The 16,333-nt window shown below is 67.0% G+C and carries 12 protein-coding genes; all 12 read left to right on the forward strand.

Going from position 1 to position 16,333, the window contains the following annotated elements; all coding sequences use genetic code 11:
• Positions 1-17 precede the first annotated feature (17 nt).
• The gene (locus IEY58_RS09020) at positions 18-2,054 is read left to right on the forward strand and encodes a response regulator (protein WP_189044809.1); all 2,037 of its coding nucleotides are present in this window, start codon (positions 18-20) and stop codon (positions 2,052-2,054) included.
• Positions 2,055-2,060: 6 nt separating this feature from the next.
• On the forward strand, positions 2,061-2,540 hold the full coding sequence (locus tag IEY58_RS09025; RefSeq protein WP_189044810.1) for a chemotaxis protein CheW: 480 nt from the start codon (positions 2,061-2,063) through the stop codon (positions 2,538-2,540).
• Complete coding sequence (locus tag IEY58_RS09030) at positions 2,530-3,981, forward strand: CheR family methyltransferase (RefSeq protein ID WP_189044811.1); 1,452 nt, start codon at positions 2,530-2,532, stop codon at positions 3,979-3,981. The genes IEY58_RS09025 and IEY58_RS09030 overlap by 11 nt, the downstream gene beginning before the upstream one ends.
• Positions 3,982-3,994: 13 nt before the next feature.
• Positions 3,995-4,591, forward strand: a complete 597-nt coding sequence (locus IEY58_RS09035; protein WP_189044813.1) for a chemotaxis protein CheW — start codon at positions 3,995-3,997, stop codon at positions 4,589-4,591.
• Positions 4,592-4,641: 50 nt separating this feature from the next.
• Positions 4,642-6,255: a methyl-accepting chemotaxis protein gene (locus IEY58_RS09040; protein WP_189044815.1), complete on the forward strand. Its 1,614-nt coding sequence runs from the start codon at positions 4,642-4,644 to the stop codon at positions 6,253-6,255.
• Between the two features lie 14 nt (positions 6,256-6,269).
• On the forward strand, positions 6,270-8,480 hold the full coding sequence (locus IEY58_RS09045; protein WP_189044817.1) for a hybrid sensor histidine kinase/response regulator: 2,211 nt from the start codon (positions 6,270-6,272) through the stop codon (positions 8,478-8,480).
• A gap of 20 nt (positions 8,481-8,500) precedes the next feature.
• Positions 8,501-9,523 (forward strand): chemotaxis-specific protein-glutamate methyltransferase CheB, encoded by a 1,023-nt coding sequence (gene cheB, locus IEY58_RS09050; RefSeq protein ID WP_229743635.1) that lies wholly within the window; start codon positions 8,501-8,503, stop codon positions 9,521-9,523.
• Between the two features lie 180 nt (positions 9,524-9,703).
• Positions 9,704-10,378, forward strand: coding sequence for an HAD family hydrolase (locus IEY58_RS09055; protein WP_189044820.1), 675 nt, complete (start codon positions 9,704-9,706; stop codon positions 10,376-10,378).
• Positions 10,379-10,595: 217 nt separating this feature from the next.
• Positions 10,596-12,425 carry a sensor histidine kinase gene (locus tag IEY58_RS09060; RefSeq protein WP_189044822.1) on the forward strand — a complete coding sequence of 610 codons (1,830 nt, stop codon included), beginning with the start codon at positions 10,596-10,598 and terminating at the stop codon, positions 12,423-12,425.
• 851 nt (positions 12,426-13,276) lie between these two features.
• Entirely contained in the window at positions 13,277-14,254 is a 978-nt protein-coding gene (locus tag IEY58_RS09065) for a peptidoglycan-binding protein (RefSeq protein ID WP_189044824.1), read from the forward strand.
• Entirely contained in the window at positions 14,245-15,117 is an 873-nt protein-coding gene (locus IEY58_RS09070) for a c-type heme family protein (RefSeq protein WP_189044826.1), read from the forward strand. The genes IEY58_RS09065 and IEY58_RS09070 overlap by 10 nt, the downstream gene beginning before the upstream one ends.
• A complete protein-coding gene (locus IEY58_RS09075) occupies positions 15,114-16,286 on the forward strand; it encodes a serine/threonine-protein kinase (RefSeq protein WP_189044828.1) in 1,173 nt (390 codons plus the stop codon). The genes IEY58_RS09070 and IEY58_RS09075 overlap by 4 nt, the downstream gene beginning before the upstream one ends.
• Positions 16,287-16,333 lie beyond the last annotated feature (47 nt).

A 16,333-nucleotide genomic window follows, 5' to 3' on the forward strand; every position in this document is an offset into this window, starting at 1 on the left:
CGAGGATAGCGACGGGTATGGTGGACGATACTTTCCTTCCGACGGTTCTGGTTGTGGACGACGAACCGCAGGTCCTTGCCGCCATTGCTGACACGCTCGAGGACGATTTCCATGTCCTGGTCAACGCTTCGCCTTTGTCGGCCATAGAGACGTTGCGCGAGACGAAGGACCTCTCGGTCATCATTTCCGATCAGCGCATGCCGGGGCTGAGCGGGCACGAGTTCCTGACGCGCGCGAAAGAAATCTCCAATGCGACGCGCATTCTCATCACCGGCTATTCGGACATGGATGCCGTCGTCGCGGCGGTCAATTCCGGCCGCATCTTCGGCTATATCTCCAAGCCGTGGGACCCGACGAAGCTCAAGCATCTCATCCGCCAGGCCGCCGATCATTGCGAGCTCTTGCGGGCGCTCACCGACGAGCAGCGCCTGCTCAGCAACCTGATGGATAACGTCCCGGACGCGATCTACTTCAAGGACAGCGAGCACCGTTACCTGCGCAGCAACCGGGCCCATGCCCGCGCCCTGGGGCTCAAGGACCCGACGCTCGCGATCGGGAAGCGCGCCGGCGATTTCCTGCCTCCCGAGCAGGCGCAGCTCCTGGAGGACGAGGACGCTCGCGTCCTTCACGCGATGCAGGCCCCGTTGAGCACCGTGGTCAAGCTGCAGGCCAAGGGCGAGGAGCCGCGCTGGCTCTCGACGACCCGGGCGGCAATCAGGGACGAGGTCGGCAAGGTCGCGGGGCTCGTCGCCATCGCACGAGACGTCACCGCCGATCAGCTGGCTGAGGAGCGGCTCCGCGAGGCGCACGATCTGCTCGAGCGCCGGGTCGAGGAGCGTACGGCCGAGCTTACCGCCACGGCCGAGCAGCTGGCGGTCGCCCGGGCCGCCGCCGAGGCCGCGAACCGCGCGAAGTCGCAATTCCTCGCGACCATGTCCCATGAGCTGCGCACGCCGCTGACCGGCCTCATCGGCTTTCCCGAACTCTTGCTGCGCACACAGCCCGACCCGGACGAGCTGCGCCGCTTCCTCGAGCTTCAGCGCGACGCCGGCCGCGCACTCCTGGCGCTCGTCAACGATATTCTCGACCTATCGAAGATCGAAGCGGGCAAGCTCGAGCTCGAGCAGGTCCCGTTCGAACCGCGGGGCATCTTCGCCGGGTGCGAGGCGCTCGTCGTCCATAACGCGGAGGCCAAGGGGCTCGCGGTCGAGAGCCGGATCGACGGGAGGGTGCCGAGCTGGCTCGTGGGCGATCCGATGCGCCTGCGGCAGGTCACGCTCAATCTGCTGAACAATGCAATCAAGTTCACCGATGCCGGTCGTGTCTCGCTGACCGCCGACTGGATCGAGCCCATGCTGGGCAATACTGTGCCGGGCGGCACCGCGCTCCGCGTCACCGTGGCCGATACCGGCATCGGCATTCCGGCCGACCGGCTCGACCGGCTGTTCCAGGAATTCAGCCAGGTCGATGATTCGACCAGCCGACGCTTCGGCGGATCGGGACTGGGCCTCGCCATCTGCCGGCGCCTGGTCGAGCTGATGGGCGGCCGGATCGGCGTCGACAGTGTTCCGGACCGGGGCAGCACGTTCTGGTTCGAAGTGCCCGCGACGATCGCGCCGGCGACGAGCGCCGACGGGAACGAGCCCGCAGATGCGGAACAGCCGAGCACCGCCGCGCGCTCTGTCCTGCTGGCCGAGGACAGCGCGCCGGTCCAGATCCTCGTCACCGCCCTGTTGGAGACGGCAGGGCACCGCGTCGACGTCGTCGACAACGGCGCCGCCGCCGTCCAGGCCGCCAAGGCCGGCAAGTACGACCTCATCCTCATGGACGTGCAGATGCCGGTCCAGGACGGCCTCGCCGCGACACGGGAAATCCGTGCCGCCGAACACGGTGGTCATCGCATCCCGATCGTGGCGCTGACGGCCAATGCGACGAGCGACGAGCTGGAGCGGTGCCGGCAGGCCGGCATGGACGTCTGCCTGACCAAGCCGATCGACCTCGATCAGCTGATCGCGACGATCCAGCGCCTCACCCCCGACGCGGCCACGGAGTGAGCGCCTGTGGCCCCAGCACTCTTTCTGCTCAGCTTCACCCTCGGCCACCAACGTTACGCGCTGCACCTTGCCGCCGTGGAGCGCGCGGTCCGCATCGTCGAGATCGTGCCGCTGCCCGAGGCGCCGGACATTGTGCTCGGCATCATTAACATGCACGGGCGCGTCATCCCGGTTGTCGACACCCGCAAGCGTTTCGGCCTCGCTGCCCGCCGCCCGACGCTCGACGATCATCTGATAGTCGCGCGCACGAGCAGCCGGTCCGTGGCGCTGCTGGTCGATCGCGTGGGCGACGTGCTGGAGTTGGCACCGGCGGACGTGATTGCCGCCACCGATATCCTGCCGAACATGGCCTATGTCGACGGCGTCGCGAAGCTCAAGAACGGCACGATCGTCGTGCACGACCTCACGACGTTCCTCTCGCTCGATGAAGAGGCGAAGCTCGATGCGGCGGTTGGCGCCGCGGCGGAGGCTTCCCATGGATTCTAGCCTGTCCGACGGACTGCTCGCGCGCTTCAGCGACTATCTCGCGGCGCAAGTCGGGCTGCACTTTGCGCCGGATCGCTGGACCGAGCTCACGCGGGGGCTCGACCGGGCCGCTGCCGACCTCGGCTTCGCTGACGCCGCCGCCTGCGTGCTCCATCTGCTGTCGACCGGTCTCACCCGGGCGCAGATCGAGGTGCTGGCGAGCCATCTCACGGTCGGCGAGACCTATTTCTTTCGAGAGCCGCGCAGCTTCGAGGTGCTCGCGACCCGGGTTCTGCCGGATCTCATCCAGGCTCGGCGGGCGGACGGCCGGGCGCTCCGCATCTGGAGTGCCGCCTGCTGCACGGGCGAGGAGCCCTATTCGATCGCGATGCTGCTCGATCGGCTGATCCCCGATCTCGCCGACTGGAACATCACGCTGCTTGCGACCGACATCAATCCGCAATTTCTGCGGCGCGCGGAGGAGGGGGTCTACAAGGACTGGTCGTTCCGAGGCGTCGGCCAGGATATCAGGGACCGGTACTTCACCCGGGAGCCCGACGGCGGAAGCCGCATCGTCCCGCGCATCAAGGCGATGGTGACCTTCTCCTACCACAATCTGGTCGAGGACCGCTTCCCGTCGATCGACAGCAATACGAACGCGATGGACGTGGTGCTGTGCCGGAACGTGCTGATGTATTTCAGCCCGGATCGGGCGCGCGCGGTCGTGGGCTATCTCCATCGGGCCTTGCGGGATGGCGGCTGGCTGGTGCCGAGCGCCGTCGACGGCTCGCCGGCGCTCTTTGCCCCCTTCGTCCTCGCCGATGTCGAAGGCACGACGCTCTACCGAAAACAGGCGGCCGTCGTCCCGCAGCCGCGACCGCCGGTGCGGCCGATCGTCCCAGCGCCGGCACCGATGGCGCCGCGACCCGAGCCGATCCGCAGCGTCGAAGGCCAGCCCGATCCCTGCCGCGCGGCATCCGCGCTGCACGATCAGGGGCGCTATGCCGAGGCCTCGGAAATCCTGGTCAAGTATCTGGCGAGCCGCCCGGCCGACGTCTCGGCCATGCTTCTCCTGGCGCGGACCTATGCCAATCAAGGTCGCCTTGCGGATGCGCTGCATTGGAGCACAAAGCTGGTCGCGGCCGATCGGCTCAACGCCGGCCACCATTATCTGCTGGCCATGATCCAGCAGGAAATGGGCGCGCTGGCGGATGCGGCCGCTTCGCTGCACCGCGCGCTGTTTCTCGATCCCGGCTTCGTGCTCGCCCATTTCGCGTCGGCCAATCTCGCCCGGATCGAAGGCAAGCGCCCGGAGGCACGCAAGCATTACCGCAATACCTTGGAGCTGCTCAGGGGACGGGCGCCGGGCGACGTGCTGCCCGAATCCGAAGGACTGACGGTCGACCGGCTCCGCGAAATCGTCCGTCACGCCGCCGAGATGGTCGAGGGAGGGAAGCCGTGACCGGAGCTAAATCATGACCGACTGGGAGGCGATCCATCGGCGCCTGGCGCAGATCGAGGCCGCGCTGAGCCGCGGCAGCCGGCGGAGCGCGCAAGCCATGCGCGACGTCCTGCGCGAGCGCGCTGAGGTGATGGCACGCCCGATCGGCACGCGCCGGGTCGCCGATGATCAGGTCGAGTTCCTCGAATTCGCCGTGGCGGGCGAGCGCTACGGCATAGAGACGGCCCACGTCCGCGAGGTCGCGACGATCAGCGGGGTGACCCGGGTGCCCGGCGTCCCGGCGTTCATCGGCGGCATCGCCGCCGTGCGCGGCCAGATCCTGTCCGTCCTCGACATCGCCCGCCTGTTCGATCTGCCGCCGTTCGACGGGCCGGCGGCGGAGCGGCTCGTGGTGCTCGAAGCGCCGGACATGCCGGTCGGCGTGCTCGCGACGGCGATCCATGGCGTGCGTGCCGAGCCGCCGTCCGAGATCGAGACCTCGCTGCCGACGCTCGGCGGCGGGCGCGCACCCTACCTGCTCGGCGTCGACCGTACCGGCGTCGCCATCCTCGATGCCGCGGCGCTGCTCGCGGCCCAGGAGGTCATCATCGGAGTGGACGCGGCGCAATAGAACCAAACCGAAAACAACCACCGAGCCGAAGCGCGACAAGGGGGATCGTCATGAAATTTTCCGTCGGTGCTAAGATCTGGGCCTGCCTGGGGGCCGTTCTGCTGATCCTGCTCATCGTCGCGGCAGTCTCGTACCAGAATACGCAGAAGCTGACCCAGACAGCGATCTGGCGCGCGCATAGCTTCGAGGTGCAGGTGGCGCTTACCGGTCTGCTGTCGGTCCTGCAGGATGCGGAAACCGGCCAGCGCGGCTATCTCATCACCGGCGAAGAGCGGTATCTCGAGCCCTATCAGACGGCAGTCCGGAACATCGACCGCGCGGTGCAGTCGCTGAAAGACCTGACGGCCGACAATCCGGCCCAGCAGCGCAACATCGAAGCCCTGCGCGCGCCGATCAAGGACAAGCTGGACGAGCTCAAGGAAACCGTCGATCTGCGCCGGGCACAGGGCTTCGAGCCCGCCCGGCAGATCGTCCTGACCGACCGCGGCAAGCAGGTGATGGACGAGGTGCGCCGCCAGATCACCGGCATGCAGGCCATCGAGAGCGAGTTGCTGCGGCAGCGCGAAGCGGCGATGACGGCGAGCTCGGAGAATACGCTCTGGGTGATCCTGGGCGGTGCCACCATCGCGGCGCTGTTCGTCATTGCCGCCGGCTATTTCCTCGGCCGGAATATCTCGGGCCCGCTGCGCGACATCACCGTGACCGCCGAGCAAATCGGCGGCGGCGATCTGACGGTCAGTACGCCCACCAATACCGTGCGGACCGACGAGATCGGCATGCTCGGCCGGACGTTCCACGCCATGACCGGCAAGCTGCGGGTGCTGATCCAGGAGATCCGCGAGGGCATCAATGTGCTGGGCACGGCGGCGAACCAGATCGTCACGATCACGGCCCAGGTCGCCGCCGGCGCGTCCGAGACGGCGACGGCGCTCGCCCAGACCAGCGCCACGATGGAGGAAGTGAAGAAGACCTCGCAGGTCTCGAGCGAGAAGGCGCTCTACGTCTCGGAAACCGCCCAGAACACGATCCAGGTGTCGCAAAGCGGTCGCCGGGCGGTCGAGCAGTCGATCGACGGCATCAGCAAGGTCCGCGAGCAGATCGGTGCGATCGCCGAGGCGGTCATGCAATTGAGCGAACAGGGCCAGGCGATCGGTGAGATCGTCGCCTCGGTCAACGACCTGGCCGAACAGTCCAATCTCTTGGCGGTCAACGCCGCGATCGAGGCGGCGCGCGCCGGCGACCAGGGCCGGGGCTTCGTCGTCGTGGCGCAGGAGGTGAAGAGTCTCGCCGAGCAATCCAAGCAGGCGACGGCACAGGTGCGCACGATCCTGGGCGATATCCAGAAGGCGACGGCGACCGCCGTGCTCGCGGCGGAGCAGGGCAGCAAGGCGGTCGATACGAGCGTGAAACTGTCGGTCGAGGCGGGCGAGGCCATCGAGCGGCTGTCCCAGAGCATCGCGGTTGCGACCCAGGCCGCAACCCAGATCGCCGCGTCGAACCAGCAGCAGCAGGTCGGCATCGATCAGGTGGCGCTCGCCATGGAGAACATCCGGCAGGCGAGCGTGCAGAACCTGGGCGCCACGAAGCAGGCCGAGAGCGCAGCGCAGAACCTGAACGAGCTCGGCCATAAGCTGAAGGCGATGGCGGTGCAGTATCGAGCGTAGAGCGAGGTCGGTCGATGACCCGTCAGGACGAACAGCTCCTGAAGAAGCTGCTGGCCATGTTCGAGGTCGAAGCGGAGGAGCATCTGAGCGCCATCGCCACCGGACTGCTGGCGCTCGAGCAGAACCCGGCGGACGACCGGCGGCAGGAGCTCATCGAGACGACCTTTCGCGAGGTCCACACGCTGAAGGGTGCCGCCCGGGCGGTCAATCTCGAGGTCGTGGTCGAACTCTGCCACGCGCTCGAGACCGTGTTCGCCGTCTTGAAGCGAAACCGGCTGACGCCGCCGGCGGAGCTGCTCGATCTGCTGCATCGAGGCTTCGCGCAGATCAGGGAGCTGCTGCCCGGCGGCGCGCAGGAGGGATCGCGCGAGGCCGCGGCGACGGTGATCGAGAGCCTCGGCCAGGCGACGAACGGCCTTGACGGCCCGGCCGGCATTGTCGTCCCCACGACGACAGTGACGCCATTGGCGCCGCCCCCGACGCTTCCGCCGCCTGCCGCGACACCCGCCCGGCCTGGCGCGCCGCGGCAGACGGTGCGCATTGCCACCACCAAGCTCGACGCCCTGCTGCATCAAGCGGAGGAACTGGTCGCGGCAAAGCTTGCCGCCGCCCGGCAGGCGAGCGAACTGAGCGCGCTTGCGGACGAGCTCGCCCATCGGAGGAGGGTCCGCGACCAGGCCCGCCGCTTCGCCGGCGCCGACGGGTCCACCGGGCTGGCGGCTGCCGACGACGAAACCTACCGGTGGGTTGCCGACCGCCTGGCCGGTCTCGCCAGTGCCGCGCGAGACGATTTTCGATCGCTCGGCAAGATGATCGACAATCTGCTCGACGGCACCAAGCAGGTCCTGATGGTGCCGTTCTCGGCCGTGCTCGAGCCACTGCCGTCGGTCGTGCGCGACCTGTCGCGCGCTGAGGGCAAGGAGGTGGAGCTCGTCGTCCGGGGCGAGGAGCTCGAGATCGACCGGCGCATCCAGGAGGAAATCAAGGACGCGCTGCTGCATCTCGTCCGCAATGCGGTCGATCACGGCATCGAGGCGCCGGCCGAGCGCGTGCGCCGGAACAAGCCGGCGCGCGGCGTCATCACCATCGCCATCACCCAACATGACTCGGGCCGGGCGGAGCTCGCGATCAGCGACGACGGCGCCGGGATCGATCCGGCCGGCCTGCGCCGGGCGGCGCGCCAAGCAGGCCTGATCTCGGCAGAGCAGGACGCGGCGATGAGCGATGCGGACGCGCTTGCGCTCGTCTTCCGCTCCGGGCTGTCGACGAGCCCGATTGCGACCGACCTGTCGGGCCGTGGCCTGGGGCTCGCCATCGTCCAGGAGAAGGTCGAACGGCTCGGTGGCTCGGTGCGCGTCGAGGCCCGGCCCGGGGGGGGTACGAGCTTCCGCCTCGTGCTGCCGGTGACGCTCGCCTCGTTCCGCGGCGTTCTGGTCGAGGCCGCGGGCGCCGCCTTCATCCTGCCGACCCGGCATGTCGAACGGGTGGCGCGGGTTTCGGTCGACGAGATCAGCACGGTCGAAGGCCGCGAGACTATTCGTCTCGGCGGCCGTACGCTGGGCCTGGTCTGGCTCCAGGATGTCATGGGAATACCGGGCGCCATCGACGGCGCCGCCGATCATCGCAACGTCATCGTCCTCAGCTGGGGTGGCCAATCCGTCGCCTTCGCGGTCGACCGGATCCATGACGAGCGCGAAGTGCTGATGAAGGGGCTGGGCCGACAGCTGCGCCAGGTGCGCCATGTTACCGGGGGCTCCGTGCTGCCCACGGGAACGATCGCGCTGATCCTGAACGTCCGCGATCTCATGGACGGGGCGGCGCTGGCGCCGGCACCGACGCGCATCGTCACCGGGCCGCCACGGCGCAAGTCGGTCCTGATCGCGGAAGATTCGATCACGGCGCGGACCCTGTTCAAGCATGTGCTGGAAGCCGCCGGCTATCGGGTCAAGACCTCGGTCGACGGGCGCGACGCCTGGGCCAGCCTCACGGCAGAGCCGTTCGATCTGCTGGTCTCGGACATCGAAATGCCGGGCATCAACGGTCTCGACCTGACAGCGAAAGTGCGGAGCGACCGCACGCTCGCGAACCTGCCGGTCATTCTCGTCACATCGCTCGGATCCGCGGCGGATCGCGAGCGGGGGATCGATGTCGGCGCGAACGCCTACATCGTCAAGGACAGTTTCGACCAGAGCAACCTGTTGCAGATTGCCAGCCGCCTGACGTGAGGAAGTGCTAGTTGATCAGAGTGTTGGTCGCCGAGGATTCGCCTACATTGCGCGAATTCCTGGTGCATATCCTGAGCGCCGAAGCGGATATCCGGGTGATCGCAACGGCCGTTGACGGCGTGCAGGCGGCGGAGGCGGTGGCGCGGCTGCGGCCCGACGTCGTCACGATGGACATCCACATGCCGCGGCTGGACGGCTTCGCCGCGACGCGCCGGATCATGGAAGACCATCCGACGCCGATCGTCATCGTCAGCAGCACCATGAGCGATCAGGTCGCCGCGACCTTCCGCGCGATCGAGGCGGGCGCGCTCGCCTTCGTGCGGCGCCCGCACGGCATCGGACATCGCGAGCATGCCGCGGATGCCGGCGAGCTGGTGCAGACCGTTCGCCTGATGGCGGAGGTGAAAGTCGTCCGACGTTGGCGGAAGTCCAGTATCGGCAGCCGACGTATCGCGCCGACGGCAGCGAGCGTCGGGGCGGGGGCCAAGGGGCGGATCGTGGCGATCGGCGCGTCGACCGGCGGTCCGATCGCGCTCCAGACTCTTCTCAAGGGCCTGCCGTCGGACTTTTCGGCCCCGCTCGTCATCGTGCAGCACATATCGCCGGGTTTCGTCGAAGGCTTCGTCGATTGGCTCGGCGGTGCGTCGTCCTTGCCGGTTCGTCTCGCCCAGCATGGCGAGCCGCTGCTGCCTGGGCATGTCTATCTGGCGCCGGACGGCAGCCACATGGGTGTCACGGCCGACGCCATCCGCCTCGACACCGGTCATGCGGAGAACGGAAGCCGGCCGGCGATTTCCTATTTGTTCAGATCGGTTGCCGAGAGCTTCGGCGCGAACGCGGCCGGTATCCTGCTGTCGGGCATGGGTGCTGACGGTGCGGCGGAGCTGAAGGCGCTCCGGGAGCTCGGCGCCACGACCGTCGCCCAGAGCAAAGAGAGCTCGGTCGTCCACGGCATACCGGGTGTTGCCATCGACCTCGGGGCTGCCGGTCACGTGCTGGACCCGGTCGAAATTTCGAAGCTGCTGACCCGCTGGGCGTCATAGCGATTTTGACAGTAAGCTCGCCTACACCGTGCTGCAGCGCCTGATCGCGCTCGCCAAGACGACGAGCGCGCGGGGCACGGTCATCACGATTGCCGCCGGATGATCCGCGACGCCGGGCGTTAGCCCTCGTGCAGGAGGCCAGTAGTTCTCAAGCCTGAACCCGCGCGAGAGGAGAGAGCCATGACCGGCGACGCTGCCTTTCTGTTCGATCTGGACGGTACGCTGATGGACAGCGTCTACCAGCACGTCCTGTCCTGGGCGGAGGCCCTGGACGCGGAAGGCATCCAGGTGCCGATCTGGCGCATTCACCGGCGCATCGGCATGAGCGGCGGCCTGTTCGCGCGCGCGCTCATGCGCGAGTCGGGACTGGAACTCGACGAGGAGCTGCGCGCCAAGCTCAGCCGCGGCCATGCCCAGGCCTTCCTGCGGCGGCTCGACGGCATTCGGCCGCTGCCGGGGGCAGAAGCGCTCTTGAGCCATCTGACGGACATCGGCATCGCCTGGGCCATCGCGACCAGCGGGCGCGCCGAGACCGCGCTGCCGATGATCGAGAAGCTGGGGCAGCCGATGGACCGGTTGACGATCGTGACGCGCGATCAGGTGGCGTTCGCCAAGCCGAACCCGGACCTGTTCATCGAAGCGGCTCGCCGGTTGAACAAGCCGCCCAGCCAATGCTTCGTCGTCGGCGACAGCATCTGGGACATGCTCGCCGCCCAACGGGCCGGTACGCTGGGCGTGGGGCTGCTCTCAGGCGGTTATGGTGACGACGAGCTCGTGCGGGCCGGCGCCTTTCGCGTGTTCGGCGAGCCAGCCGACCTCCATGCCGGGCTGTTCGAGCTCGGCATCCGATCTTGAGCATCGTGCCGAGGGTGACTGCTTTCCTTTGCCGATCATCGGCTTGACCGAACGCTGAACGTCGTCGCAGGCTTGACGCCCAGTGGTCGCGCTCTGCCCGAGCGGCGGCGCGCCCGGAAGCCTGTGTACCCGTTGCTGGTGTGCTATCGTCGCCGTCACACACCGCTCCGGGGGCGCGGGTTCCCTCGATTGCAGCGAAAGTACGAATGCGGCCAGCATGTTGACGAAACCGGCGGAGCCACGGGGCAAGGCGCAAATCGCGAACTTGATTCGCCGAATCGAGACCGCCAATTTTTCAGCCGATCAGGTTGCTGCGGCCGACGAGCTGGCGATGCTCGCACGGGACAGTGGCGACGATTCGGTGCTCGCCGAGGCGCTCGGCTGTGCCCAGCAGGTCTATTACAACGCCCGTCAATGGCGTGAGGTGGCCGATCTCGGTGTGGAATCTGCCGGGCTTTTGTCGGAGCGCGATCAGCGCTTCGAGGAGTGGCGCTGCTGCTACTACACCGGCCAGGCATCGCTGCACCTTAGCCGTATGGGCGAGGCGCTCAGTTGGCTTGATCGCGCGAGTGCGCTCGCGGTCGAAATGGGGGATGTCATCCGCCAAGGACGGTCCCTCAACGTGACCGGCATCGTCCTCGGCAGTCTCAGGAACTATCAGGGCGCGGAGCTCGCCTACGAACGGGCGCTGGCCTTGTGCGAGGAGGCGAACGCGGATGGCGACCGCCTTCTCGTGCTCAATAATCGGGTGCAGACGCTGCTCTATCGTGCCCGTGAGGAAAGCGACAAAGTGCTGGCCGCACAGCACGCTCAGGAACTGCTCGATATTGTCGACGACAAGTTCCAGGCTGAGATCAAGGAAAAATGGCCGGTCTTTACCGATGCGGTCGCCGATACAGCGGCCCAATGCCATCTGATTCTCGGCAACTACCAGACTGCCATCGACATCTTTGGCCGGATCAAGGAGTCTGCCGATTCGGCTGGTAATTCCTACCTCAGGAACGGCTGCTATATCGGTATGGGCGAAGCGCTTCTCGGCCTCGGCAAATATCGAGAAGCGATCAGCAGCTGCGCGCAAATCGACGCAGCCCAGGTCTCCGGCCTTTTGTCGTACTCGCAGTCCAAATACCACGAGCTGCTCGCCGAGTCGTATCGACAGACCGGAGATTATGAAAACGCGCTAAAGCACTTTAAGGCTCATCATGATCTCTATGTGCTGATCAACAACGACTATGCCGAACAATATGCGAGCTACGTATCGGTTGCGCTGGAACTCGAGAAAAGCAAATCCGACCTCGCCACGTCCCGACGGCTTGCGGACGATCTTCGGCAGGCCAAGCAGCAGGCCGAGGATGCCAGCAAGGCGAAGTCGGAATTCCTCTCCAACATGAGCCACGAGTTGCGCACGCCGTTGAATGCGATCATCGGCTTCTCCGAGGCGCTGCTCGAGGGCGTGCTGGGGCCGATGGAGGGCAGGCATCGCGAATATGTCGGCGACATCCATGCGAGCGGCCGGCATCTGCTCGAGCTGATCAATCAACTGCTCGACATCTCGAAGGCCGAGGCAGGCAAGATCGAGCTCAGCGAAGAGGTCGTCCCCTTGGTCGACGTGATCCGTGACGCCAAGATGCTGGTGCGCGAGAAGGCGCTTGCGAAGGGCGTCATCATCGAGCCGTTTGCCGGCAGCCCGCTTCGCGTCTGGGCGGATCGGCTTCGGCTCAAGCAGTGCCTCATCAATCTGCTGTCCAACGCCGTCGAATTCACGCCAGCGGGCGGCAATGTCGCCGTTCAGGTCGACGTCGACGTCGGGGGCGTCGGCATCCATGTCGTCGACACAGGCGCCGGCATTGCCGCGGAAGACGTGCCGCGGGCGTTCGAGCGGTTCGGTCAGGGTGGCCGGGGTCGTGCCGCGAGCGGGACCGGGCTCGGCCTGCCGTTGACCCGGCAGCTCATCGAGCTCCATGGCGGTTCGGCGGAACTCGTCAGCGAGTTGGGCCGAGGCACCACCGTCACACTTCGGCTGCCGAAGTCGCGCCTCCGCGCCTAAACGTCCTTCGAAAGCGTTTTCGGTTCGGAAGCAAAAGGGGCCGTCGCAGCCGCGACCGCCCCTCTGCGGGCCGGCTATTTCGACGAGCTGGACGGGACCGTGATCGTCGTCGTCCGCGCCGCCGGCGGAAGCACATACTGGTAAGGAGTCGAGCGAAGGCTCGAGCCGCTGCTGCTGCTCGGCGGCGTGGGCATGGACCGCCCGCCGTGTGGCGCGCCAGCCGCAAGAGCCGGAGCCGTGACCGCAAGAGTTAGGGCAAAGCCTGCAACGAGATATTTTAGCAAAATTGTCCCCCGGATTATCAAGCTTAGGGTCATTGCTTATATGGATTTCGCAAATCCGAAGAAATGATTATATTTCGAAGATAAATATCAATTTTGTGGAAAGTTTTCATTTCTCCGGACCGACTGACCTCTGTCTATGCTCCGAACAGTGCTGCAGGCAAAAGTCATTGCATTCCCAGCGAGTCCACGGATGGGCGCACGGCGGGCGAAAGGTTCTCGGCGCCGTCCCCGACATAAGCATTGCGCCGATCGATTCAACCTTTTTTCTATTGCTGGTTGGGCGTTCTTCCCTTGGTCGAAACGCGCATTGTCCGCACGAAGTCTTCGCAAGTGGAGGAGCTGCTGCGATCGCTTTGGCACGAACAACGCCGCCTCTCAGCTTTCCCGTGCTGGGGCCTTCTGGCTAGAATGCAGCGCGAGCCGAAAGTCGACCGACAGGAGGCGCCCGGCGCAGCCGCGGCGTTGGCACGGCAAGGGGGCACGACAGGGGGGCGAGGTCCGATGCGCAAGCGACTTCTTGGGTCTGCTACCGTTCTCGCCGCCGTCGGGACGCTTTGGCTCGGCGCGATGCCGCCTCGCGCACAGGCGGCGAGCGGTGGGTTCGCGCTCGTGGTCGGCGAGGCCGGCTACAGCGGCCTGCCGGCGCTTGCCGGTTGCGCGCTGTCGGCGCATGCGGTCTCCGCCGCGTTGCGCGGGCTCAACTTCACCGTGGACGAGCAGGACGATCCCAGCAGCGGCGCGCTCTATGCCGCGCTCGGCGCGCTCAAGCGGCAGCTCGCCGCCCAGCCCGATGCGCCGACGTTCATCTATGTCTGCGCCTATGCCATGGGGTACGAGGGCCGTCCGTTCCTGCTGCCGGCCTCGGCCAGTATCGGCCGGCCGGCCGATGTGCTGACCCAGGGCTTGCTTGTGAAGTCGCTGCCCGACGCGATGCCCGCCAGCCGATCCGCGGCGGCCGTGCTGGCGCTTGACGTGGTGCCGGTGCCGACATCGGTCTCAGGCGAGGGGGGCTCGGGCGAAGGGGCATCCCTGGCGCTCGATGCCGCGGTGCCGCCGACATCGCCCTCGACCCTCGGCTATCTGGCGGCGGCGAACACGCCGCAGGGCAATACGCCGCTGGCGCTGGCCGCAACCCTGGTGCCGCTGCTGCACGGATCGACGATAGAAAGCTCCAAGCTGCTCAGCGACGCGCAGCAGCGCCTGGCCGGGACGAAGGCCGCGACGGTGGCGGCACTTCGACTGCCGGACGCCGGGCTGTTCCTGGCCGGCACCGTGCCACCCACGGCTCCCGTTGCGGCAACACCGCCGGCTTCGCCGGCTGCCGCCACGACGGTCCTGCCGGACGAGGACCAGATGACCGAGGCCCAGCGCCGCCAGGTGCAGCATGCCTTGGCACGGCTCGGCTATTACGACGCCCAGACGGACGGCGTGTTCGGTCCCGAGACCCGGGCCGCGATCCGCCGCTGGCAGCATGAGCAGCACGCACCGATGACGGGCCATCTGACCGCGGGGGAGGCCAGCAAGCTGGCGACGACATGGGACTGAAAATCAAATTCAACCTGGTGATGCTGGCGGCCTTCATCGTCGGCCTCGCACTCGCGGCGGCCTATTCCTGGCGCGTCGCCGAGGAGACGGCGCGGAGCGAGGTGGAGCAGCTGGCATCCGTCATGCTCGAGGAGGCCAATGCCGTTCGCCACTACACGGACGCGCAGATCGGCCCGCTGCTCGCCGAACAGAACCAGCTGCATTTCCTGCCGCAGACCATTCCGTTCTATGCGGCGGAAACGACGATGCGGGCGCTCGGCGAGAAATTCCCCGACTACGGCTATAAGGAGGCGGCGCTCAACCCGACGAACCCGGCCGACCAGGCGACCGAGTGGGAGGCCGGCATGATCGACGCGTTCCGGCGCAATCCGACGCTGACCAGCCTCACCATCACCCGCGGTTCCCCGACCGGGCCGATCCTGTCGATCGCCCGTCCGGTGCGGATCACGGACAAGGATTGCCTCGGCTGCCACGCGACGCCGCAGATGGCGCCGGCCGCCATGGTCGATCTCTACGGGGCCAAGAACGGCTTCGGCTGGGAGCTGGGTGCGGTGCAGGGCGCGCAGATCGTCTCCGTGCCGATGCAGGTGCCGCTCGCCCATGCCAGGCAGCAACTGCTGACCCAGGTGGGCGGCCTCGCCGTCGTATTCGCCGTCATGCTGGTGATGCTGAACCTGCTGCTGCACTATGTCGTCGTGCGGCCGATCCGGCGTATGTCGCTTCTCGCCGAAGAGGTCAGCACCGGCAGGACCGGGCTGCCCGAGTTCGATGCAAACGGCAAGGACGAGATTGCTTCGCTCGCCGCCTCGTTCAACCGCATGCGGCGCAGCGTGGAGGGCGCGATGCGCCTGTTGGAGACTTGAGCGAGATCGGATCCGCGCCTCTGCCGGAGAGCATCGGCCGTTATCGGGTGGAACGCCTGCTCGGCCGCGGCGCGATGGGCGTGATCTACCTGGCGCATGATCCGGTGATCGACCGCAAGGTGGCGATCAAGCTGGTGCGCGCCGATCTGATCGGCGGGCAGGGGCAGACCGACTATCTCGCCCGCTTCCAACGCGAGGCGCAGGCGGCGGGACGCTGCATGCATGCCAACATCGTCGCGATCTATGATTTCGCGCTGCATGACGGCAATCCGTATCTCGCCATGGAATATGTCGACGGTGCCAATCTGGCCGACGTGCTCCGTGCGCGCGGGCGCCTGGCATCGGAGGCGGCCGTCCGGGTGGCGCTGCAGATGCTGGAGGCGCTCGGCTGCGCCCATGGCATCGGCGTGGTGCATCGCGACGTCAAGCCGGCGAACATCCTGCTGCTGCCGGGCGACCGGGTGAAGATGACGGACTTCGGCGTTGCCCGGTTCGACAATTCGGACATGACGCAGGACGGCACGATGATCGGCACGCCCAGCTACATGTCACCCGAGCAATGTCTCGGCCAAGCCGTGGATGCGCGCAGTGATTTGTTCTCGGTCGGCGCCGTACTCTACGAGATGCTGTCCGGCACGCGGGCATTTCCCGGCCGCAGCGCCACCGAAGTGATCTACCGGCTGATGCACGAGCAGCCGGTAGAGATCGACACGCTGGTCACGGGCGTGACGCCAATGATCGGCGCTGTGTTGCGCCGGGCGCTGGCGAAGGTGCCGCAGGATCGGTTCGGCTCGGCCGCGGAAATGGCCGAGGCGCTGCGCATGGCCTCGGTTGCGCCAGTTCCGCCGCTATCGGCCGCAGATGTGACGGTTTTGGCGCCTGCAGCCGCACGGCCGGCGGCGCCAATCGTTCCGGCGTCGACTATGTCTGCGCAGACGATGCCGGAGCAGACGATGCCTGCGCAGACGATGCTGGCGCGCGTGACACCGGCCGAGGTCGAGCGAGCGGAGCGGGCGCTCGCTCTCCTCCTCGGGCCAATCGCGAAGGTCTTGGTGAAGCGCGCCCTCCAGGATGTCGCGTCACCGGCGGCCCTGTGGGACAGGCTTGCGGCCCATATCGAACGGGAGGCCGATCGGACGGCCTTCCTGCGCCAGCGCGACCGGTTTTAGAGCCGGATCGCATTGGCTGCTTCTAGCCAATGCGATAGTGCTCTGTA

Origin of the sequence: Aliidongia dinghuensis, assembly GCF_014643535.1 — a bacterium.
GTDB lineage: Bacteria > Pseudomonadota > Alphaproteobacteria > ATCC43930 > CGMCC-115725 > Aliidongia > Aliidongia dinghuensis.